This is a genomic window from Brachybacterium sp. UMB0905 (assembly GCF_002871795.1).
In the GTDB taxonomy this organism is placed as follows: Bacteria; Actinomycetota; Actinomycetes; order Actinomycetales; family Dermabacteraceae; genus Brachybacterium.
In genome coordinates, this window is the sequence record NZ_PNHL01000012.1 from 1 (window position 1) to 20,229 (window position 20,229).

At 70.7% G+C, this 20,229-nt stretch carries 19 protein-coding genes and 1 pseudogene; 10 read left to right on the forward strand and 10 right to left on the reverse strand.

Annotated features, from left to right (window positions below):
- Positions 1 to 577 precede the first annotated feature (577 nt).
- From CJ197_RS11470 to CJ197_RS11490, 5 genes are all read left to right on the forward strand, one after another.
- Positions 578 to 2,329 carry a pyruvate dehydrogenase gene (locus CJ197_RS11470; protein ID WP_102236894.1) on the forward strand — a complete coding sequence of 584 codons (1,752 nt, stop codon included), beginning with the start codon at positions 578 to 580 and terminating at the stop codon, positions 2,327 to 2,329.
- 36 nt (positions 2,330 to 2,365) lie between these two features.
- Entirely contained in the window at positions 2,366 to 3,241 is an 876-nt protein-coding gene (gene rfbA, locus CJ197_RS11475) for a glucose-1-phosphate thymidylyltransferase RfbA (RefSeq protein ID WP_102236895.1), read from the forward strand.
- Positions 3,238 to 4,248: a dTDP-glucose 4,6-dehydratase gene (gene rfbB / locus CJ197_RS11480; protein ID WP_102236896.1), complete on the forward strand. Its 1,011-nt coding sequence runs from the start codon at positions 3,238 to 3,240 to the stop codon at positions 4,246 to 4,248. Before rfbA ends, rfbB begins: the two co-directional genes overlap by 4 nt.
- Before the next feature lie 7 nt (positions 4,249 to 4,255).
- On the forward strand, positions 4,256 to 5,674 hold the full coding sequence (locus CJ197_RS11485) for a bifunctional dTDP-4-dehydrorhamnose 3,5-epimerase family protein/NAD(P)-dependent oxidoreductase (protein WP_102236897.1): 1,419 nt from the start codon (positions 4,256 to 4,258) through the stop codon (positions 5,672 to 5,674).
- A 146-nt stretch (positions 5,675 to 5,820) separates the two neighbouring features.
- Complete coding sequence (locus CJ197_RS11490) at positions 5,821 to 7,206, forward strand: APC family permease (protein WP_102236898.1); 1,386 nt, start codon at positions 5,821 to 5,823, stop codon at positions 7,204 to 7,206.
- A gap of 96 nt (positions 7,207 to 7,302) precedes the next feature.
- Here CJ197_RS11490 and CJ197_RS11495 read toward each other — a convergent pair whose 3' ends face one another.
- Both CJ197_RS11495 and CJ197_RS11500 read right to left on the reverse strand, forming a co-directional pair.
- A complete protein-coding gene (locus CJ197_RS11495) occupies positions 7,303 to 7,728 on the reverse strand; it encodes an antitoxin (RefSeq protein ID WP_102236899.1) in 426 nt (141 codons plus the stop codon).
- Positions 7,725 to 8,186 (reverse strand): XRE family transcriptional regulator, encoded by a 462-nt coding sequence (locus tag CJ197_RS11500; RefSeq protein ID WP_158239469.1) that lies wholly within the window; start codon positions 8,184 to 8,186, stop codon positions 7,725 to 7,727. The genes CJ197_RS11495 and CJ197_RS11500 overlap by 4 nt, the downstream gene beginning before the upstream one ends.
- A 270-nt stretch (positions 8,187 to 8,456) precedes the next feature.
- Here CJ197_RS11500 and CJ197_RS11505 point away from each other — a divergent pair, with 270 nt between their 5' ends.
- Positions 8,457 to 10,043: a PQQ-binding-like beta-propeller repeat protein gene (locus CJ197_RS11505; RefSeq protein WP_102236901.1), complete on the forward strand. Its 1,587-nt coding sequence runs from the start codon at positions 8,457 to 8,459 to the stop codon at positions 10,041 to 10,043.
- A 21-nt stretch (positions 10,044 to 10,064) separates the two neighbouring features.
- Here the strand turns inward: CJ197_RS11505 and CJ197_RS15195 are convergent, their stop codons facing one another.
- The 4 genes and pseudogenes from CJ197_RS15195 to CJ197_RS15915 form a co-directional block, all read right to left on the reverse strand.
- The gene (locus CJ197_RS15195) at positions 10,065 to 10,211 is read right to left on the reverse strand and encodes a hypothetical protein (RefSeq protein WP_158239470.1); all 147 of its coding nucleotides are present in this window, start codon (positions 10,209 to 10,211) and stop codon (positions 10,065 to 10,067) included.
- On the reverse strand, positions 10,175 to 11,173 hold the full coding sequence (locus tag CJ197_RS11510; protein ID WP_102236902.1) for a hypothetical protein: 999 nt from the start codon (positions 11,171 to 11,173) through the stop codon (positions 10,175 to 10,177). Before CJ197_RS11510 ends, CJ197_RS15195 begins: the two co-directional genes overlap by 37 nt.
- Positions 11,174 to 11,262: 89 nt before the next feature.
- Positions 11,263 to 11,673: a UDP binding domain-containing protein gene (locus tag CJ197_RS15590; RefSeq protein ID WP_369801543.1), complete on the reverse strand. Its 411-nt coding sequence runs from the start codon at positions 11,671 to 11,673 to the stop codon at positions 11,263 to 11,265.
- Between the two features lie 75 nt (positions 11,674 to 11,748).
- Positions 11,749 to 12,413 (reverse strand): annotated as a pseudogene (locus CJ197_RS15915) (type II toxin-antitoxin system prevent-host-death family antitoxin); the annotation flags it as partial.
- A 551-nt stretch (positions 12,414 to 12,964) separates the two neighbouring features.
- Between CJ197_RS15915 and CJ197_RS15205 the strand changes: the two are divergent.
- Complete coding sequence (locus CJ197_RS15205; RefSeq protein WP_158239472.1) at positions 12,965 to 13,102, forward strand: hypothetical protein; 138 nt, start codon at positions 12,965 to 12,967, stop codon at positions 13,100 to 13,102.
- A gap of 166 nt (positions 13,103 to 13,268) precedes the next feature.
- Positions 13,269 to 13,574 carry a hypothetical protein gene (locus CJ197_RS11525; RefSeq protein ID WP_102236903.1) on the forward strand — a complete coding sequence of 102 codons (306 nt, stop codon included), beginning with the start codon at positions 13,269 to 13,271 and terminating at the stop codon, positions 13,572 to 13,574.
- Here CJ197_RS11525 and CJ197_RS11530 read toward each other — a convergent pair.
- Genes CJ197_RS11530 through CJ197_RS11545 form a run of 4 tightly spaced genes read right to left on the reverse strand, consistent with a single transcriptional unit; the run spans position 13,556 to position 17,623 of the window.
- Positions 13,556 to 14,578, reverse strand: a complete 1,023-nt coding sequence (locus CJ197_RS11530; RefSeq protein ID WP_102236904.1) for a hydroxyacid dehydrogenase — start codon at positions 14,576 to 14,578, stop codon at positions 13,556 to 13,558. The genes CJ197_RS11525 and CJ197_RS11530 overlap by 19 nt on opposite strands.
- Positions 14,575 to 15,426, reverse strand: coding sequence for a hypothetical protein (locus CJ197_RS11535; protein ID WP_102236905.1), 852 nt, complete (start codon positions 15,424 to 15,426; stop codon positions 14,575 to 14,577). Before CJ197_RS11535 ends, CJ197_RS11530 begins: the two co-directional genes overlap by 4 nt.
- Entirely contained in the window at positions 15,414 to 16,565 is a 1,152-nt protein-coding gene (locus CJ197_RS11540) for a dihydrodipicolinate synthase family protein (RefSeq protein WP_233190886.1), read from the reverse strand. Before CJ197_RS11540 ends, CJ197_RS11535 begins: the two co-directional genes overlap by 13 nt.
- On the reverse strand, positions 16,565 to 17,623 hold the full coding sequence (locus tag CJ197_RS11545) for an NAD(P)-dependent oxidoreductase (RefSeq protein WP_199173922.1): 1,059 nt from the start codon (positions 17,621 to 17,623) through the stop codon (positions 16,565 to 16,567). Before CJ197_RS11545 ends, CJ197_RS11540 begins: the two co-directional genes overlap by 1 nt.
- Positions 17,624 to 17,742: 119 nt before the next feature.
- Here CJ197_RS11545 and CJ197_RS11550 point away from each other — a divergent pair, with 119 nt between their 5' ends.
- Complete coding sequence (locus CJ197_RS11550) at positions 17,743 to 18,765, forward strand: LacI family DNA-binding transcriptional regulator (RefSeq protein ID WP_158239473.1); 1,023 nt, start codon at positions 17,743 to 17,745, stop codon at positions 18,763 to 18,765.
- Between the two features lie 31 nt (positions 18,766 to 18,796).
- Positions 18,797 to 20,134: an enolase C-terminal domain-like protein gene (locus tag CJ197_RS11555; RefSeq protein WP_102236907.1), complete on the forward strand. Its 1,338-nt coding sequence runs from the start codon at positions 18,797 to 18,799 to the stop codon at positions 20,132 to 20,134.
- The last annotated feature ends 95 nt before the right edge of the window (positions 20,135 to 20,229 follow it).

The window sequence follows — 20,229 nt, forward strand, 5'->3', positions numbered from 1 at the left end:
CCCGCCACGCCGAGGAGTACCGGCTGGAGTACAACACGGTGCGGCCCCACGAGGCCATCGCCTGGAACCGGCCCCTGGACGTCCACCTCGGGCACGCCAGCCCCGACACCCCCAATTTTGCTGGCCCCATAATCCTGCCAACAACTTGACACGGGACACCGGCACCAACGTTACGAAGAGACCTCAGCAGTGCTGGGCCGTGTCCCTATCAGCGGTCAACGCGTGTCTCTCGACCGGGCGGCAACACCCCCCGGACCATTGAAGGCAGGGCAACAAAGCCATACCCGGCCGAGCGACCAGACCCCCGACCATCGAGGGTGCTCACAAGGTAACGGGTCCGAGTGGTAAGGCGCGCGGCGGCGTCTCGCCGGTCCCGGCTCGCGGTGTGATTCCGCGGACGGCACTGAGGTGACCGACCACCTGCATACTGCACGCGCCCGGCCGTGAGAGTACCGTCGGTGGCAGCGGGCCGAGGGCTCACGCCCTGCCAGTCCCAGCCTCATCGGGCCTGGGGCCGCCCGCACCCGGTGAGCTCGACCTCGCCAGGACCCATCCCCTCGATATCTCGGAGGCACCCATGGCCGGCACCACTTTCGCTCAGCTCCTCGTCACGCAGCTGCGTGACCTCGGCGTGGAGCGCATCTACGGGGTGGTCGGCGATTCGCTGAACCCGATCGTGGACGCGATCCGCACCACGGACGGCATCGACTGGGTGCATGTGCGCAATGAGGAGGCCGGGGCGTTCGCGGCCGGTGCGGAGGCCCGGCTGACGGGGAAGCTCGCGGTATGCGCCGGGTCCTGCGGCCCGGGCAACACCCACCTGATCCAGGGCCTGTTCGATGCGCATCGTGACGGTGCGCCGGTGCTCGCGATCGCCTCCCATATTCCGAGCCCGAAGATTGGCACCGGCTTCTTCCAGGAGACCCACCCGGAGGCCATGTTCCGCGAGTGCTCTCACTTCTGCGAGATGGTGAACTCCGGGGAGCATGGCACCACATTGCTGCACACCGCTATCCAGACGGCAGTGGCCAAGCGGGGGGTGAGCGTGCTGGTGGTCCCCGGTGATGTGGCCGATGAACGGGTCGCGGGTGCGCAGACGAACAACCTGGCCACGGAGCTGGGGCGGGTCCAGCCTGCGGCGGGCCCCGTCGGACGTCTGGCGGAGATGATCGACGCGGCGGACACCGTGACCCTGTTCGCTGGCGCCGGGGTGCGGGAGGCGCGTGAGGAGACGCTCGCGCTCGCCGAACGGGTGAAGGCGCCGATCGGGCATGCTTTCGGCGGCAAGGAGTGGATCCAGTACGACAACCCCTTCGACGTGGGCATGAGCGGTCTGCTGGGGTATGGCGCCTGCTACGAGGCGATGCATGAGGCGGATCTGGTGATCCTGCTGGGCACGGACTTCCCGTACTCGGAGTTCCTGCCGCAGGAGGGTTCGCGGAAGGGGCCGCGTCTGGTGCAGATCGACGCCGATGCCTCTCGCCTGGGCCGCCGCGCCCCACTGGACCTGGCGGTGCATGGGGATGTGGCGCTCACGTTGCAGGCGGTGCTGCCGCTGCTGACGGCCAAGAAGTCCAACGCGTTCTTGAAGAAGATGCTCAAGCAGCACCACAAGGCGCTGTCCGGCGTGGTCGCGGCGTACACGAAGAACGTGGAGCGGATGAGGCCGATCCACCCGGAGTTCGTGGCGGCCACGCTGGACGACCTCGCGGCGGAGGACGCGGTGTTCACGGTGGACACCGGCATGTGCAACGTGTGGGGCGCCCGGTACATCACGCCCAATGGGAAGCGCCGAGTGTTCGGCTCCTGGCATCACGGCACGATGGCCAACGCCCTGCCGCAGGCGATCGGGGCGGCGATGACGTTCCCGGACCGGCAGGTCATCTCGATGAGCGGCGACGGTGGGCTGGGCATGCTGATGGGTGAGTTGCTGACGGTGAAGCTGCACCAGGCGCCCGTGAAGATCGTGGTGTTCAACAATGCGAGCCTGGGCATGGTGAAGCTGGAGATGCTGGTGGAGGGCATCCCGGATCACGAGACCGACCATGAGCAGGTGGACTTCGCGGCGATCGCGGCGGCGGTGGGCATCCCGTCGGTGCGGATCACCGACCCGAAGAAGCTGAAGAAGCAGATGGCGCAGGCGCTGGCGAGCCCGGGCCCGGTGCTGATCGACGTGGTCACGGACCCGGATGCGCTGTCGATGCCGCCGCACATCACCGCCCAGCAGATCCGCGGTTTCGCCACCGCGTCCACGAAGGTGCTGCTGGGCGGTGGCGTGGGCAAGATGCTGGACATGGCTGCGAGCAACCTGCGGAACATCCCGCGGTGAGGTGAGGCTGGTTGCCCCTCTGCCATACTCACCGGTATGCGAGGAATCATCCTGGCCGGGGGGACCGGCAGCCGCCTGCATCCGCTGACGATCGGCGTCTCGAAGCAGCTGATGCCGGTCTATGACAAGCCGATGATCTACTACCCGCTGAGCACGCTGATGCTCGCGGGGATCACGGAGGTCCTGGTCATCACCACCCCGCAGGACTCTGATGCGTTCCAGCGGGTGCTGGGGGACGGGGATCGTTTCGGCATTTCGATCCGATACACCACGCAGCCCTCGCCCGATGGGCTCGCGCAGGCGTTCGTGCTGGGCGAGGAGTTCCTGGGCGGTGACCGCGCGGCGCTGATCCTGGGCGACAACCTGTTCTACGGCCACGGCATGGGCACGCAGCTGCGCCGCCACCTGGAGGTGGAGGGCGCGGCGGTGTTCGGCTACCGGGTGGCGGACCCCACCGCGTATGGCGTGGTGGAGGTGGGGGCCGATGGCCGCGCGATCTCGCTGCAGGAGAAGCCGCAGCAGCCGCGCTCGAATCTGGCGGTGCCGGGCCTGTACTTCTATGACTCCACGGTGGTGGAGCGGGCGAAGGCGCTGCGGCCGTCGGCCCGTGGGGAGCTGGAGATCACGGATCTGAACCGCACGTACCTGGAGGAGGGGAACCTGCAGGTGGAGGTGCTGACGCGCGGCACGGCGTGGCTGGATACGGGGACGTTCGATGATCTCGCGGCGGCGGGGGAGTTCATCCGCACGGTGCAGAAGCGCCAGGGCCTGTCGATCGGTGCGCCGGAGGAGGTGGCCTGGCGGATGGGCTACCTCAGCGCCGACCAGCTGCGCGAGCGGGCCGAGCCGCTCGTGAAGTCCGGGTACGGCCGGTATCTGCTGGATGTGTTGGAGCGAGAGGAGACCCGATGACCCCCACCCCCCGCCACCTGCTGATCACCGGCGGTGCCGGTTTCATCGGCGCGAACCTGGTGCATCACGTCGCCGAGCACACCTCGGACACGGTGACGGTGTTGGATGCGCTGACCTATGCGGGCAACCGGGCCTCGCTGGATGGTCTGCCGAAGGATCGCGTCACCTTCGTTGAGGGCGATATCGCGAACCCGGACCTCGTGGATTCCCTGGTGAAGCAGGCCGATGCGGTGATCCACCTGGCCGCCGAGTCCCACAACGACAACTCGCTGAGTGACCCCTCGCCGTTCCTGCGCACGAACCTGGAGGGCACGTTCACGCTGCTGGAGGCGGTGCGGCGGCATGATGTGCGGTTCCATCATGTTTCCACCGATGAGGTGTACGGGGATCTGCCGCTGGGCACGCCGGAGCGCTTCACCGAGCACACGCCGTACAACCCCTCGAGCCCCTATTCGGCCACGAAGGCGGGCAGTGACCTGCTGGTGCGGGCGTGGGTGCGGTCCTTCGGAGTGGCAGCGACGATCTCGAACTGCTCGAACAACTATGGGCCGCGTCAGCATGTGGAGAAGTTCATTCCGCGGCAGATCACGAATCTGATCGACGGGATCCGTCCGCGGCTGTACGGGGCGGGCGCGAATGTGCGCGACTGGATCCACGTGGATGACCACAACCGGGCGGTCCTGGACATTCTGGATCGCGGCCGGATCGGGGAGACGTACCTGATCGGGGCCGACGGGGAGCTGTCGAACCGTGAGGTGGTGGGGATGATCCTGGAGGCGTTCGGCCGGGACGCCGAGGATTTCGATCACGTCCCGGATCGGCCGGGACACGATCTGCGCTACGCGATCGATGCGACGCGGCTGCGTGAGGAGCTGGGCTGGGAGCCGCGGTACGCGGATTTCGCGGCGGGGCTCGCGGATACGGTCGCCTGGTATCGGGAGCATGAGGACTGGTGGCGCGGCCAGAAGGCGGCCACGGAGCAGAAGTACGCCCGCACGGGGCAGTGAGGAACCGATGAGCTCTCCCACCGTTCACAGCACGCCGATCCCGGGCCTGCTGGTTCTTGACCTGCCCCTGCACGGGGATGCGCGCGGCTGGTTCAAGGAGAACTGGCAGCGCGAGAAGATGACCGCGGCGGGCCTGCCGGACTTCGGCCCGGTGCAGAACAGCATCTCCTTCAATGCGGAACGGGGGGTGACGCGCGGCATCCACGCTGAGCCGTGGGACAAGTACGTGTCGGTCGCCATGGGCAGCGTGTTCGGCGCCTGGGTGGATCTGCGCGAGGGCCCCAGCTTCGGCGCCACGTTCCACACGGAGATCACGCCGGGGGTGGCGGTGTTCGTGCCGCGCGGGGTGGGCAATGCGTTCCAGACGCTCGAGGCCCCGGCGGCGTACACCTACCTGGTCAATGACCACTGGTCGGAGGCAGCCCAGGAGCAGTACACGTTCCTGAACCTCGCCGATGAGACGGTGGCGATCCCGTGGCCGATTCCGCTCGATCAGGCGGTGCGCTCGGCGAAGGACCTCGCCCACCCCCGCCTTTCGGAGGTGACGCCGGTGCCGCCGCGCCGCACCCTGGTGATCGGTGCGGGTGGTCAGTTGGGGCGCGCGCTCACGCAGCGGTGGGCGGGGCGGGCCGATGTGGACGTCGTGGACCGGGCGCAGTTGAACCTCGCGGATGCCCAGAGCGTCGCGGCGTTCGACTTCGGGCCCTACGGGACCATCGTGAACGCCGCGGCGTACACAGCGGTCGATGGGGCGGAGACCGACGAGGGCCGGCGCGAGGCGTGGGCGGTGAACGTCACGGGCGTGGGGCGCCTGGTGGAGGTGGCGCGTGCGCAGCGGGCCACGCTGGTGCACGTCTCAAGCGACTACGTGTTCGATGGCACGGTGGAGCTGCATGACGAGGACGAGCCGCTGAGCCCGCTGGGCGTGTACGGGCAGACGAAGGCGGCGGGGGATCAGCTGGTGGCGACGCTGTCGGACCACTATGTGCTGCGCACCAGCTGGGTGATCGGCGAGGGCGCCAACTTCGTGCGCACCATGGCCTCCCTCGCCGAGCGGGGCGTGGACCCCGCCGTGGTGGACGACCAGATCGGTCGCCTCACGTTCACCGAGGATCTGGCCGCCGCGATCGATCACCTGCTCACCGTGCGTCCCGAGCCCGGGGTGTACGACGTGACCGGGGGTGGGGAGGCGCTGTCCTGGGCCGACATCGCCGCAGAGGTGTTCGCCCTGACCGGTCACGACCGATCCCGGGTGAGGCCGGTGGCCACGGCCGACTACTACTCCGCGCAGGGGAAGGCCGAGGGCGATGGCACTGTCGCGCCGCGGCCCCGGAACTCCGTGCTGGACCTGACGAAGATCGAAGCCACCGGCTTTGCGGTGGGGGACCACATGCGTCCGCTGGGGGAGTACCTGCAGCGGGGGTGACGCACGACCAGGCCGAACGCCGGTAGTGTGTGTCCCCAGTCACGCCCCCGGATTACTGGAGCCTCTTCATGTCCGCATCGGACAGCCCCGCGCCCGCCCCGGCCGACGCCACCGCGCACGCCTAGACCCGCAAGCTCGACAGGACGATGAAGCCCGCGTGGGTGTTCGCGATCGCGCTGGGCTCTGCCGTGGGCTGGGGCGCGTCCATCCTGCCGGTGGAGTGGCTGGCCGACGGCGGCACCGCCGGTGCCCTGATCGGCTTCGCGATCGGCACGGTGCTGATGGCGATCATCGCCGTCTCCTACGGTCTGGTGATCCGGGCGCTGCCGGTCACCGGTGGGGAGCTCTCCTTCACGCTGCACGCCTTCGGGAGGTACGCCTCCTTCGTGGTGGGCTGGTTCCTGGCTCTGGCGTACGCGTGCATCATCGCGCTGAACGCCTCGGCGATGACTCTGGTGTTCCGCCAGCTGTTCCCCTCAGTCATGGAGCGCAGCTACCTGTACACGATCGCCGGCTGGGACATCCATGCCCCTGAGGTGGTGGTGGCCCTGGCCGCGATGGTGATCGCCGGTGCGCTCAACGCCCGTGGCGCGGCGCTCTCGGGCCGCTTCCAGTTCTACGCCTGCGTGATCATGATGGCCGCGGTGGGCATCGTCCTGGTGTGGACCGCGGTGCTGTACCTCCAGGACCCCGTGCCGCTGTACCAGGGCTTCCCCTCGGAGGCCTCCCCGATCGCGGCGATCGCGATCATGGTGGCGTTCGCGCCGTGGGCGTTCGTGGGTTTCGACAATGTGCCACAGGCGGCCGGTGGGTTCGACTTCTCCCCGAAGAAGGCGATGGGCCTGATCGTGGCTGCGATCTTCGCCTCCGGCGCCACCTACCTCACGATGATCCTGGTGACCTCGGTGGCGGCCTCCCACGCCGGCGGCAGCGTCGACGGTTCCGTGTGGGCCACGGCCGATGCGATCACCGCGATGCTGGGCCCGGGGGGCCGGGCCCTGGTGGTGATCGCCGTGGTCATGGGCGTGATCACCGGCCTGAACGGGTTCACCGTCTCGGCCAGCCGGATCCTGATGACCATGGGCCGGGCCCGGATGCTGCCGCCCGTGCTGGGGCGGGTCAGCCACCGCTTCGGCACCCCGGTGGTGGCGGTGGCCGCAGCGATCCTGATCGCCTCCCCGTCGCCGTTCTTCGGCCGCTCGGCGCTGCTATGGATCGTGGACATGACCTCGGTGGGCGTGACCGTGGCCTACTTCGTCACCTGCCTGGTGGCGTTCAAGATCGCCGAGGAGGACGGCTGGTCGCCGGGAAAGACCAAGCTGGCGAAGATGATCGCCATCGTGGGGGCGGTGCTGTCGGTGGGCTTCCTGCTGCTGCTGATCGTGCCCGGCTCCCCGGGCGCTCTGGCCACCGAGCCGCTGGTCGCCCTGGCCGCCTGGGTGGTGCTGGGCATCGTGTTCTTCGTGCTGCGCAAGCCGGCGGTGGACGAGATGCCGGAGGAGCAGCTGGAGCAGGTGATCCTCGAGGGGTGAGCCAGTGAGCGGGCTTGCTGAGGCCCGCCCCTCACGGTTTTGCCCGCTGTGCTTCCAGTAGTGGAAGCACAGCGGACAATTCGGTGAGTTGCGCCGTCAGGGAGCCGACTCGACTTCAGTGCGGAGACGCGCGATGACGCCCGGCAGGTGCTCCGTGGTGGTCTGCCAGAAGAGGTCGGCGTCCATCGCCCGGTATCCGCTGTGTGCGGCGATGTTCCTCGTGGTGGTGATGCCGCGACGCTCGTCGTCCGCCACTGTGGTGAGGAATGGTGCGAAGCGGCTCGGCTCCTCGAACAGCGCGGCGAGTCGGATGACGGCCACTGTCGCCCGGTCATAACTGTCCGAGCCCTCGAAGAAGGCCGGGCGCCCCTGCTCGATGACATCGTCGAGGCGGACCTGGATGCGGTCGAGCTCGACCAGCAGCGCCTCTGCGGGCGAGGGCGCACCGGGGGCTTCGCGCTCGGCGCGGCCCTGGATCCGCCACCGGTGCCGCGCCGACGGGGAATCGTCTGCCGAGCTCACAGCGGCACCGCCGTCTCCCGGAGGTGCTCGGGCGTCTCCACCCCGTCGATCGCCACGTCGACCGGGAACCCGAGCAGGTCGGACGCGTCGGCGACGAAGAGCGCATAGTCCAGGGGGCCGGAGTCAGGGTCCCGGGACACCAGGAGGTCGACATCGGACTGGTGGTGGTCCGATCCTCGGGCGACGGAGCCGAAGACTCTGACGTGGCGGAGCCCCCGCCGCTCGGCGAGGGCCAGCAGCTCGTCCCGATGAGCGGCCAGAGCGAGGGAGGGGCGGTAGTCCGCCGCGGCGAGCAATCGGGCGAGCATCTCGGCGGAGACCGCTCGACGCCCGGATTCGATGCCTGCGATGTGCGGCTGCTGGGCACCGACCGCCTCGGCCAGCGCACGCTGCGTCATCCCGGCATCCTCGCGAGCGGCGCGGAGCACCCGGGGGGCATCCTGGAGCGGCACGGTCATGACGCCAAGCATACCCAGCGTGGTATGCGGCGGGGTTGGTGAGTGTGCATCGGTCGACGACGGGCGGGGTCGTTGCCGGCCCCGAAGAGACAGGCTCAGCTCTCGGACCGGGTGAGCCGCCGAAAGTGTCGCCCAGCCCGGGGAGCGGTACGACGCATCTCCTCCGCCGGCCGGGGCGTGGCGAGGATGCCTCGCCCGGGCCGCGCCCTCGATAGCCTGACTGACCAGGGCGGGAGAACCGCCCGAGGTGAGGACACCAGGGGAGGGGCCATGGAGGAGCGGCAGGCGCGCCGGCGGATCGGCATCGGGGCGGTGGTCGTGCTCGGCGGAGCGGCGGCGATCGGCGCGGTGCTGTGGACCGGCGGGGGGCTCGTCCCGTACCTGCTCGCCCTCGCGCTCGCGGCAGTGGGCGTGCTCGTCCTGCTCACGGCGCTGCCGACCACCCGCTGGCGCGTCCTCGGCACAGCTCTGCTCGTCCTCGTCCTCGCGCTCGCCGTCGCCGTCCCGTGGCGCCTCGCCGTCCGGGAGCTGCACGGCGACCCACTGTGGTCCCTCGACGTCCAGGGGTTCGTGCGAAGGGTCCACTCCGACGGGACACGGCTGCTGTACTCGGACGATGTGGGCCTCCACGCGGTGGACCTCGCGAGCGGGGAAGAGCTGTGGGTGCACGATCCGTCGGGCGCAGGCACGCCGCGGCGCTTCCATGTCGCGACCGACGGGCACGTGCTGGTGCAGCACGAGAGCCGACCGGGCCAGGTCCTCACCCAGTGGATCTCCCCGGGCGGCGAGGTGCTGTGGAGCCATCCCGCCGAGGCGGCGGTGGGAGACGGGGACGGCGCTCCCGTCGAGATCGATCTCGAGCGCCACCATCTCCGCGACCCGGTCGCCGCCGCCGATGGTGCCCTCGTGGTCGTCACCTGCGCGGACGACGCCGACCATGAGTCCTGCCGCACGCTCGGCATCGGCCCGGACGGGACGGAGGCCTGGTCCCGCGCCTCCCATCCCCGTCCGCTCGGCCTCCGCACGGTCCGCCAGGTCGACGTCGATCCCGGGGAGCCGCGGGAGATCCCGGCGGTCGCGGCGGTGCACGGCCCGGACTCGTCGACCCGCGCGCCGCGGCCGACGGATCTCCTCGAGCCCGCGACCGGCGAGGTGCTCGGGACCCTCGAGGTGACGGGCTTCCTCGGGGTGATGGGCGACGTCGTCGTCCACGAGTCGGCGGAGCAGGGGCTGGACGGCCTGTGCACGACCCGCGGCTGGTCCGCCGACGGCCGGGTGTCCTGGGAGCGGGATCTGCCGTGCCTCGGCCGGGGCGCGGTCGCGATCGGCGACTGGATCTACGGGACCCTGCGCACCGTCCAGGAGGCCGACGGCGAGACGCTCGGCGAGGACGTCCCCGTCGAGGCGTATGCGCTGGATCCGGAGACCGGGGCCCGGCAGGCGGTCGGACCGCTGGACTTCTTCTCGAGCCGCGCCGCGCCCCGCACCGGGGTGCCCGGCACGGACGTCGTCGTGCAGCGCCGCGACCAGCAGATCACCGCGGTCGATCCTGCGACCGGCGAGGAGACCTGGTCGTTCGGGGTCACCGGCACCACGATCGTCCCCGGGGTCAAGGCGGCGCACGGCGCGGTCGTGGTGCACTACGACGTCGAGGACCACCCCGGCCGCAACCCCTTCCTCGCGGGGGACGACCTGACCCTCGCCCGCAGGATCCTCGCCGTCGACACGGCCACCGGCCAGGTGACCGGGTCGCTGCTCACACCCGACGACGTCTGGGTCGTCGCGCCCGTCGCACCCGGCCAGGTGGCCGTCGCCGCCGGGGACCGGCTGGTGCTGATCGGTGCGAGGCCGAGCTGAGCCAGCCGCTCGCTGACGTCCTCAGTCCCCGAGCCCGGCGAGCAGCAGCGCCGAGAGCGTGATGCCGTCCGCGATCTCCCCGTCGCGGATCAGGGCGCGGATCTCCGGGTCGCTGCACCAGCACCGGGCCTCTACCTCGCCGTCCCCGCGCCGCGGGGCAGCTCCCACAGCTCCCGGCCGACGACGGGTCGACGCACGCGCACCAGCAGCGTCTCCCGCTCGCCGTCCCGGGCGCGACGACAGACGGCGACCGCGCCGGCCCGACCCGCGCCGGGGCTGGTGAGGAAGCGTGCGGGGAGGTGAGCCGCAGCTGCTGGAACACGAACGGGGAGATCAGGCGCATGTTGTCGACGATCTCGCCCTCGAAGGGGATCTCCTGGCGGGGCGGCACCTCGCGGGTCGACAGGCGGGAGCGCATCACGGCGAGGCGGGTGCGCGGCGCGCTGGGCGGCGAGGATCTTGAGCACCTGCCCGCGGCGGGTGGGCACCTCGTCGAGGTCGATGAGTGCGGTGAGCACCGGATGCTGCTCCAGCACGCGGTCGCCCGATGCCGGGGCGGGGACCTGGGAGATCTGCGTCCAGGGCGCGGTGGTCACCTCGCCGCGGGTCATCGCGTGCGCCCAGGCGACGCGCGCCTCCTGGAGGTCGTCGTCGATGCTGCGTCCGGCGGGGGTCGAGGCATGGCGTGCCGGCAGACGGGTCGCGGCGGGGTCGGTCATCGGCGGGAGCAGCCATTCCCAGGGGCTGTCCGGTGCCGCCTCGCGGGTGAGGGCGGCGCGGGCGGCGGAGGTGAAGGTCGGGCTGGTGACGGCGGCGAGCTGCTCGGCGACGTCGATCGACGGGGAGCCCGGGGGAGCGGAACCGGTGACGACCAGCGGGAGCGGTGCATGCTGCGGGAGCCCGAGATGCCAGCGCAGGCCCTCAGGGCCGAGGGCGAGCAGCACCACACCGTCGAGCAGCTGGTTGCGGTCCACGATGATCTGCTCGCTGAGCAGCAGCGCCGAGCGGAACATGGAGACGGTCCGGTCGATCGCCTCTTGCGGTCCGTGCCGACGCCAGGTCTGCGCCTGGTGCACCGAGTCCAGGTTCGTCACCCGGATGCGCAGCGGCGCGGAGTCAGACGGAGACACGAAGACCCTCTCGGTGGTGGGTGAGGTCCGGCCATCGGAGGCGGGTGGTGGCAGACGCCGAGCCGGCGCCTGCCACCTGGCAGGCCTGCTCAGGGCCGCCCGAGAGCCTCGACTTGCCACCCGGCCTCTCGCCAGGTGGCGAGGTCGAGGGTGTTGCGTCCGTCGATGATCTGTGCGGTGGAGACAAGTTCCTTTGCCGCACGAGGGTCGAGATCTCGGTACTGCTTCCATTCCGTCAGGAGGAGGACCAGATCGGCGTCGCGCAGGGTGTCCTCTGTCGAGTCCTCGACGTGGAACGAGGGGTACCTGCCCCGAACGTTCTCGTTCGCCACCGGATCGGTGATGATCACCCGGGCGCCCTCGGAGTAGAGCTTCAGGGCGATGTCGAGGGCTGGGGAGTCGCGGACATCATCGGTGTCCGGCTTGAACGCAGCACCCAAGACGGCGATGCGCTTGCCGTCGACGCTTCCTTCGAGAAGTCGCTTCGCGAGTCGCACCACGTACTCGCGACGTCCCTGGTTGATCGCATCGATGTCGCGCAGGAAGGCGAAGCTGTTGACGGTGCCGAGCTCGCCTGCGCGGGAGATCAGACCGCGGATGTCCTTGGGGAGGCAGTCGCCGCCGAAGCCGATGCCGGCGCGGAGGAACTTTGGCCCGATCCGATCGCCTCGGTGACGTCGCCGACATCGACCCCGGTTACGTCGCAAAGCTTGAAGATCGCGTTGATGAAGGAGATCTTTGTGGCGAGGAAAGAATTGGCCGATACCTTGACCAGCTCGGCAGACTCAAAGTTGGGCACCCGCCGGGGGTATCGAGATCGAGGATCTGCTGGTAGACGGCGTCGAGGAGTGCGATCTCGGCCTCGCCGTCGCTGGTGTCTGCGACCCCGCAAACCAGGCGGTCCGGACGCAGCGTGTCGTCGACGGCGAAGCCCCCGCGCAGGAACTCCGGGTTCCATGCCCTGTGCGCCCTCGCCGGGGAGCTCGGTGAGCAGCGCACCGCCGATCTGACCGAGCTCCTCGAGTACAGCCGGGCCCACAACCTGGCCGCCGAGGGCGCCGCCGCGGTGGCCCGCGCCGCAGAGATGGGCGGGGTGGGAGACGGGGAGAGGCATCGCTGGCGTCGGTCCCGGGGAGATGTACGCGACGACGGTGCCGTTGTTGGTCACCTCCATTGCCTCTCCGGCTGCGACACGACGCAGCACATCGGCTGGGTTGTTGCGGAGCTCGAGGTACGTGATGAATCGTCATCCGGGCGACGAGCCTGGATCCGGTCTCCTACGTCAGGTGGTGGTGTTCCGCGATGAGTAGCTCGCCCTGATCGGGGAACGACAGAGCCGAGCGAGCTCCACAGAGGGGGCTCCCGGATACCGCGGCCGCTGCCGGACTCCGCGGGGGTCACGGATTCTCCGTCCAGCGGTGGAGGCGCTCGATGGTGAGGCCGGTGGCGTCGAGGCCGCTGAGCAGGCGACCGCGATGCTCCCTGCGGCGCAGTACCCGAGCAGGCCGACGATCAGGCCGGCGATGAGCGCCGCTGATCCGATGGCCAACAGCCGCAGGGTCAGCAGCGGAGTGGGCGGGCGAGAGGTGCTGTGATCAGTGTGCTCAGGTGTCATGAGACGACGGTCCGGGCTCCCGGCGAAGGGACCCCTACGGTGAATGTCACGAGCGGCGGGGTCATCGTCCCGGGGTCATGGTGCCGGCGTCAGGGCTCTGTCTGATCGATCTCGTGCGCGGCGCAGAGCCTCGATAACCGCGGGAGAGTGCGTGAGCGCCCGCAGCGCTGATCGCGGTGGCCGCCTGGTGCGCGCTCGCGATCCACTCGATGATCGACCACCTCTACGAGTACCCGCTGGTGGTGCTCACCGCCGGGATCGTGCTGGGTGTTGCAGGGCGGCGCGTGGAGCGGGATCCGGACGAGCCGGGCTGACCGCCCTCATCAAGGGAGTGCCATCGCTCCTGCTTCAGGATGTCCTGCAGCGGCATCGTGATGCACAGCGGTGCGAAGAAGTGCGGCCCGTCTCGGAACGAGGACGGGCCCGTACTGTCGGCTGAGGCCGGGGATCAGAACTTCGCGTCGTAGCGCTGCCTTCGGGGTGCTCAACGACGCGGCGCTGTGGCTGCTGCGTGACGTCACCGCCTCCAACTACTGGCAGCAGTGGCTGCTCGCCGTGTGCGGCATCGTCAACGCGGGCTTCGGCGTGGCCTTCCAGGTCAAGGCCAAGGCCAAGCCGCTCGCGGGGGAGGGGTTGATCCACACCCTCAGCACCGAGCTGGTGGCCCGGTTCGGGCCGCGTGCAGCGGGTGCTCGAGCCCGTGCGCTCGGTCGAGAAGGCGGTCGCGCTCGCCGAGGACGCTGCCCCTGCGAGCATCGCCTGAGCGTTCAGGACAGGCGGTCGTAGATCTCCGCGGTGACCTCGTACTGCATCGGCTTCCCGGCGAGGAACGCTGCGACCGCGTCCACCACCCCGGCGCCCTGGGCGAAGCGCGCCTCCACGGTGCCCCCGGCCACGTGCGGGGTGAGCACCACGTTGTCCAGACCGTAGAGCGGGGAATCAGCAGGAAGGGGTTCGACGTCGAACACGTCCAGCCCCGCGCGCAGCCGCCCCGAGACCAGCTCGGCGGTGAGCGCTTCCATGTCGATCACCGCGGAGCGGGCGGTGTTCACCACGATCGCTCCGTCCCGCAGACGGGCCAGCAGGCCCGCGTCGAGCATTCCCCGGGTCTCGTCGGTCACCGGGGCATGGATCGCCAGCACATCGCTGCGCTCGCACAGCTGCGCGAGGTCCACCAGCTCGGCGCCGATCTCCTCGGCGTCGGCCGGACTCGTGAAGGGGTCATGCGCCAGGACGTCCTGCACGCCCAGGCCGCGCACCATGGAGGCGTACTCGCGGCCCACCCGGGACAGCCCCACGATGCCGATGGTCTGGGCGCGGATCCCGTGAGTGAGCCTGCCGGAGCCGCCCTCGTGCCAGTCCCGGCTGGCCTGCAGCCGCCGGTCCATCGAGTGCAGGTCCCGCAGCAGCACCAGAGTCAGCGTGAGGGCCAGCTCCGCCACCGCAGCGGCCATCGGGGCCGAGCCGCCCTGAGCGAGGCGCACACCCTGTGAGAGGACTTCCTTCGGGAAGAGGCCGCGGAGGGTGCCGGCGGTGTGCACGGCCAGCTGCAGGCGCGAGCCGAGCAGCTGGGCCGGTGCGAAAGGCGCCGTGCTCCAGGAGGTGATGAGGACGTCGTACTCGTCGGCGAGCCCCTCGGGCAGCGCCGCGCGGTCCTCGCTCGTCTCGGGAGCGAGGACCACCTCGGCCACCGCGCGCAGGCGCGCCAGGGTGGGCGCGTCGTAGAGGACGGCGAGCTCGCGCGGCGTGATCGCCACGTACACGCGGGGGGAGGGGTGAATGCTGGTCATGAGGTCTTCCTCTCGAGGCCGGGAATGTCGAGCAGGCCGAGACCCTGCAGGCCGGCACGGAGATGGCCAGCGATCGCGACGTTGCCGAGCTGGTTGAAGTGTCCCGGATCGGTGGAGAGTGACGGCGGCTTCTCGCCGTCGGCGCGAGCTCGCAGATCGGCCGGGGTGGGCGGGACGCCGGTGCGCTCCGGCAGGGCGGCCGAGGTGAGGAACTCCTGCACCTCCAGGTGCGCCGCACCGAAGTGCTCCTGGCACGCGGCGTTCACGGCGAACACCTGCTCCCGGACGGAAGGCTCCGCGCCGTTGTTCACGAACTGGCCGATCACCACGACCCGCGCCCCTGCCTGCTCGAGGTGACGGGCGGAGGCGATGATCCGCTCCACCACGCCTGCGGCGTCCTGCCCGCGCAGCAGATCGTTCTTGCCCATCCACAGCAGCGCATCGGTGCCGCGCAGCGCGCTGCCGCTCGAGGGCACGAAAGGGTCCCCGCAGACGGCGACCGGATCCCCGGGGGTAAGGCGCGTGAGGAAGACTCCCTCCTCGGTACCGTGCACCACGGCGGGCACCCCGGCTACGTCACCCGCGAAGGGTCGCAGGAAGTGCGCGACCAGATCCAGCGCGGTGGGCTTCAGGCGCACCGTCCCGGCGCTCGGCAGGCGGCCGCCCTCGACGGAGACCTCCAGCGGGATCGCCCCGAGGCGGGCGGCCGTGTGATGGGAGGTCTCGCCGCCGCGGCCCTGATCGTGGAAGCGCACGCCGCACGGGGCCAGCACCGCCTCCATCGCCGGGGCCAGCAGCGCCATGGAGGAGGATCCCCACCCCACGAGCTCGGTGGTCAGTCCAGCCATCGCGAGAGCCCCTCGGCGATGAACTCCTCGTCGAACAGCACCGGGAAGCGCTCCCGGAGCGAGCGGATCAGCTCCGACTGCCCGGGGGAGAGGACATCGGGGCCCAGGCACCTCGTGGTGCGCAGCAGGCCCTGCTGGCGGAGCACCTCGTTGATCCCCGGCACGCATCCGGCGAAGTCGTGGAGCACGTCGAACACCCCGGCGTTGATCTCGACCAGATCGGCGGCCAGGGAGAGCAGCTCCGGGGTGATCGCCCCGGACTCCGCCTCGGCGTTCGCCCGCGCCACGAGGCCGACGGCGGCGCGAGTGCCCACGGCCCACTGGCCGAGAAGGCCGCCCCGCGCCCGCACCTGCCGCTGCACCCCGCCGACGGTGCGGCGGTACGGGGTCAGCAGATCGGCGACGATCGCATCGTCGTTGCCGGTGAGCACCGCCACCTGGTCCCACCGGTCATGGACCAGCAGCTCCTGCATCACGTCATTGGTGCGATACCGGTTGAACGGCGCGGTCTTGACCGCCACCACCGAGTCGAGATCGAACAGCGAGCGCCAGAAGGACCGCGACAGCGGCATCCCGCCCACGCTGTCCTGCAGGTAGAAGCCGATGGTAGGCAGCACCTCGCCGACGGCGGCGGCGCGCTCGAGCAGTCGCGGCTCGCTGCGATCAGCCATGCCCCACGGGCTCATGAGCACCGCCTGGTAGCCGAGGTCGCGGGCGACCTCCGCCTCGTGCACGGCCTGCGCCGTGTCCCCGACCAGCCCGGCGATCAGCAGGGGAGCACTCGCCGCGGCCCCGTCGGCCCCAGGGCCCGAGGTGCTCGGCGCAGCCGCGTGCTCGTCGGCCGTGCGTGCTGCCAGCTCCCACACCGTGCGCAGCAGGCCGGGGTCGTCGTGCAGCTCGAACTGTGTGGAGTGCACGCCCACGGAGAGGCCGTCCGCCCCGGCGTCCAGCTGGTAGAGGGTCAGCGCGCGCTGGGCCGCAGGATCCAGGCGCGAGGAGTCATCGAGCGCAAGAGGATGAGCGGGCACCACCACGCCCGCGTCCAGCCGCTCGTGCAGGGAGGCGGGTGCGCTCGCCGGAGCTGCGGCGGTGCGGGATGACGCGGGCGGCTGGGTGGAGCGGTCCTCGAGATCGGTCATCAGAACTTCCCCTCCCGCTGCTGGAACTTGGTCGCCTTGCCGAGCTGACGCCCACCTCCTGCGACCCAGCCTCCCACCCAGCGCACCAGGCGGCGCAGCGGCACCGACGGATAGCCGTACAGCTCATGGATCTCGGAGGAGTCGCTCAGCAGGGCGTCGGCGGACTCCTCGCCGACGATCATCGGCTCGATCCCCATCTCCTCGCCGAGCCAGTGCGCCAGGCGCCGCACCGAGACCATCTCGGGGCCCGTGGCGTTGAGCAGCCGCGGGGGAGCGGAGGCCAGCTCGATCGACCGCAGCGCCCAGGCGTTGATGTCCCCCTGCCAGGCGACGTTGACCGCCGGCATCGTGACATCGACCGGCTGGCCGGCCGCGATCTTCTCGGCGATGTCGGCGATCACGCCGTAGCGCAGCTCGCAGGCATAGTTCAGCCGGAAGATCGACACGGGCGTGCCCCAGGTGTGGGACGCGTAGCTGAACAGGCGCTCACGGGCCAGGCAGGACTGCGCGTACTCGCCGACGGGCGCCGGCTCATCCTGCTCGGTGGAGCCTCCCCGGGTGAGCGGGGACAGCGGGTAGACGTTCCCGGTGGAGTAGACGACCGACGGCACACCGCGGTACCTGTCGGCCACGAGGGCGGGCATCGCCGCATTGGACCACCAGGTCTGATGCTCCTGACCGGTGGTGCCGAACTTCATCGCCGCCAGGTAGAACATGCCGGCGGCGTCCGGCAGCTCCGCGTAGGACTCGGAGCGCGAGAGGTCCGCGGGATGGACGACCACCCCGGCCTGCTCGAGCAGCTCCCGTGGGGCGGGATCCGAGAAGCGCGAGACCGCGACGACCCGGGCGGAGGAGCCCACCTCGTCCAGCGCGCGACGCGCCATCAGGGACATCGTGGGGCCGATCTTGCCCCCGGCCCCGAGCAGCACGATGTCCCCTCCGAGCGCGTCGAGAGCCCGGCCCACGCCGGGCAGCGGCCGGGAGAGGAGCTCGTCCAGCGCCTGCTCATCGGCCGGGGCGGTCAGGGGGGCAGCGTTGGCTGTGATCGCGGTCGACACTGATCGTCCTCACGTCGGTGGGTGTGAACGGGGTGAGAAAAGGATTTCCCCGTAGGTGCGACTGTATGCCGCACCCGTTCCGCCGTCAAGGCTGCGGGCGTCACGGGTATCCTCCGGCCATGGCAGTGACCCTCAAAGTCGTGGCACAGCGCGCCGGTGTCTCCGTTCCGACGGCCTCCCGCGTGCTCTCGGGGAGCACGTACCCGGTGGTCGACGAGCTGAGAGAACGCGTTCTGGCCGCCGCGAAGGAGCTCGACTACGTCCCCAACGCCCAGGCGCAGGGGCTGCTGCGCGGCAACACCGGCACCATCGGCGTGCTCGTGGGCGATGTGGGCGATCCCTACTTCTCCGAGATCGTCAACGGGATCCATGAACGCGCCACAGCGCAGAACCTGCTGGTGACCATCTGTCACACGGAGCGAGATCCGGAGCGCGAGCTGGGGTACTTCCGGATGCTGCAGGCCCATCGCGCGCACTCCGTGATCATCGCCGGGTCGGGGCTCAGCGACGAGGAGTACCGAAAGGGGATCGCGACCCGCGTGACGTCCTTCCGCGCCGCGGGCGGGCACGTGGTGGGCATCGGCACCCCCGTGGTCGAGATGGATCGGGTGCTGGTCGACAACCGTGGCGGCGGCCGCCTGCTCGGGCGCTATCTCGCCGGGCTCGGCCACCGCGAGGTCGCCCTGATCTCGGGGCCCGAGGCGCTGAGCTCCAGCCGGGAGCGCTATGACGGGCTGAAGGAGGCGTTCGACGAGGTCGGAGCGCGACTCATCGTCCACCACGGCCCGCCGAACCGCGACGAGGGCTACCACGCCGCCGGCGTGCTGCTGCGCGACCATCCCGGTCTCACCGCCCTGATCGGCTCCGCCGACCAGATGGCCATGGGGGCGCTGGCGCAGCTGCGCGACCGCGGGCGCAGCGTGCCCGGGGACGTCTCCGTGGCAGGCTTCAACGACATCGCCGTCTCCCGCGACCTCTCGCCCTCGCTGACCACCGTGCGCCTGCCGCTGCGGGAGATGGGGATGGGCGCTCTGGATCTCGCGCTTCGCCCGCACGCCGCCGACGGCGAGGCCGCCATCGAGCGCCGCCTCGGCGTCGAGCTGGTGGTGCGCGAATCGACCGGTCCCGCCCGCAGCTCCTGAGCGCGTGCACAGCGGGATGGGAGGAGGAGTGGTGGACGAGCAGGCCCCGCAGGGGCGCAGCAGCGACATCCGGGTGACGGAGGCGGAGGTCCGCTTCCGGGACGTCGCGCTCGAGCCACCTTTCGTGATCAGCGGCCGCCCGATGACCCACTTCACCGCGGTCACCGTGCACGTGGAGGTCGTCTCGAGGAGCGGGCGCACCGCCACGGGGGTGGGGGCGGGGATCCTCTCGGTCCCCTGGTCTTGGCCCCGCTCCGGGATCGACCTGGGCGCACGGGACCAGGTGCTGCGGGGCCTGGTGAGCGAGCTCGCCGCGCGCGCGGCGGCGGCGCCGGGGTTCGGCGATCCCTTCGTGCTCTGGCACCCGCTGTACGAGCAGCTCGATGCGACGCTCGCGGAGGCGGCCCGCAGTGCCGGCGTCGAGAGCATCCCGCGCCTGGCCGGGCTGCTCGCCCTCGGGCCGGTCGACAACGCCCTCCACGACGCCTGGTCCCGGGCCGCCGGGATCTCTCTGACGTCGATGTACACGAAGGAGCACCTGCGCGAGGACCTCAGCCGCCACGGAGCGCTCGGGGTGGGGCTCTACCCCGCGGACACTCTGCGCCGGCCCCGCCGCGCGCTGCCGGTGCAGCACGCTCTCGGCGTCGGGGACCCGCTCACGGCGGGTGCGGCGGGCCCCGGGGTGCGCGATCTCGAGGACTGGATCCGGGCCGACGGGGTGCACCATCTGAAGCTCAAGCTCACCGGCGATGCCCGGGCGGACCTCGAGCACCTGCGCGCCGTGCACCGCGTCGCCGCCCCACTGCGCCCTGGCCTGCGGCTCTCCCTCGACCCCAACGAGTCCTACGCCCTGCCCGCTCTCTCCGGGCTGCTCGATGCGCTCGCGCGCGAGGGGCCGGAGGTGGTGAGCGCGATCGACTATCTCGAGCAGCCCACACCGCGGGACGAGGAACCGGATCCGGATCAGCTGCGCAGGGTGTCCGCCCGGATCCCGGTGCTGCTCGACGAGGGATACAGCAGGCTGTCCCAGCTGGCCACGCTCGCGGAGCAGGGATGGTCCGGCGTCGTGATCAAGGCGGCCAAGGGGCAGAGCCACGCGATGATCACACAGGCGCTCGCGAGCGCCGCCGATCTCCACATCGCCGTCCAGGACCTCACCGCGGTGGACCTCGCCCTCGAGCACTCCCTCGGCCTCGCCGCGGTGCTGCCAGTCTCCTGGCCAGGGGTCGAGTACAACAGCCGCCAGTACGCCCCGGGGGCCAATGCGGAGCTGGCCGCGAGGCGGCCCGAGGCCGTCATCGTGCAGGACGGTCACGTGGCCTGGCACCCGAGAGGACTCGGCCTGACGGCCCTCCCACACCGGGCTTGATCCTCTTGTGACCCACCGGACGTTGACCTGGGTCACATGGCGGGCTAGCGTATAGAAATCGTTTGCCGTCGTGCTCGGGCCCGGTGCCCGCAGCG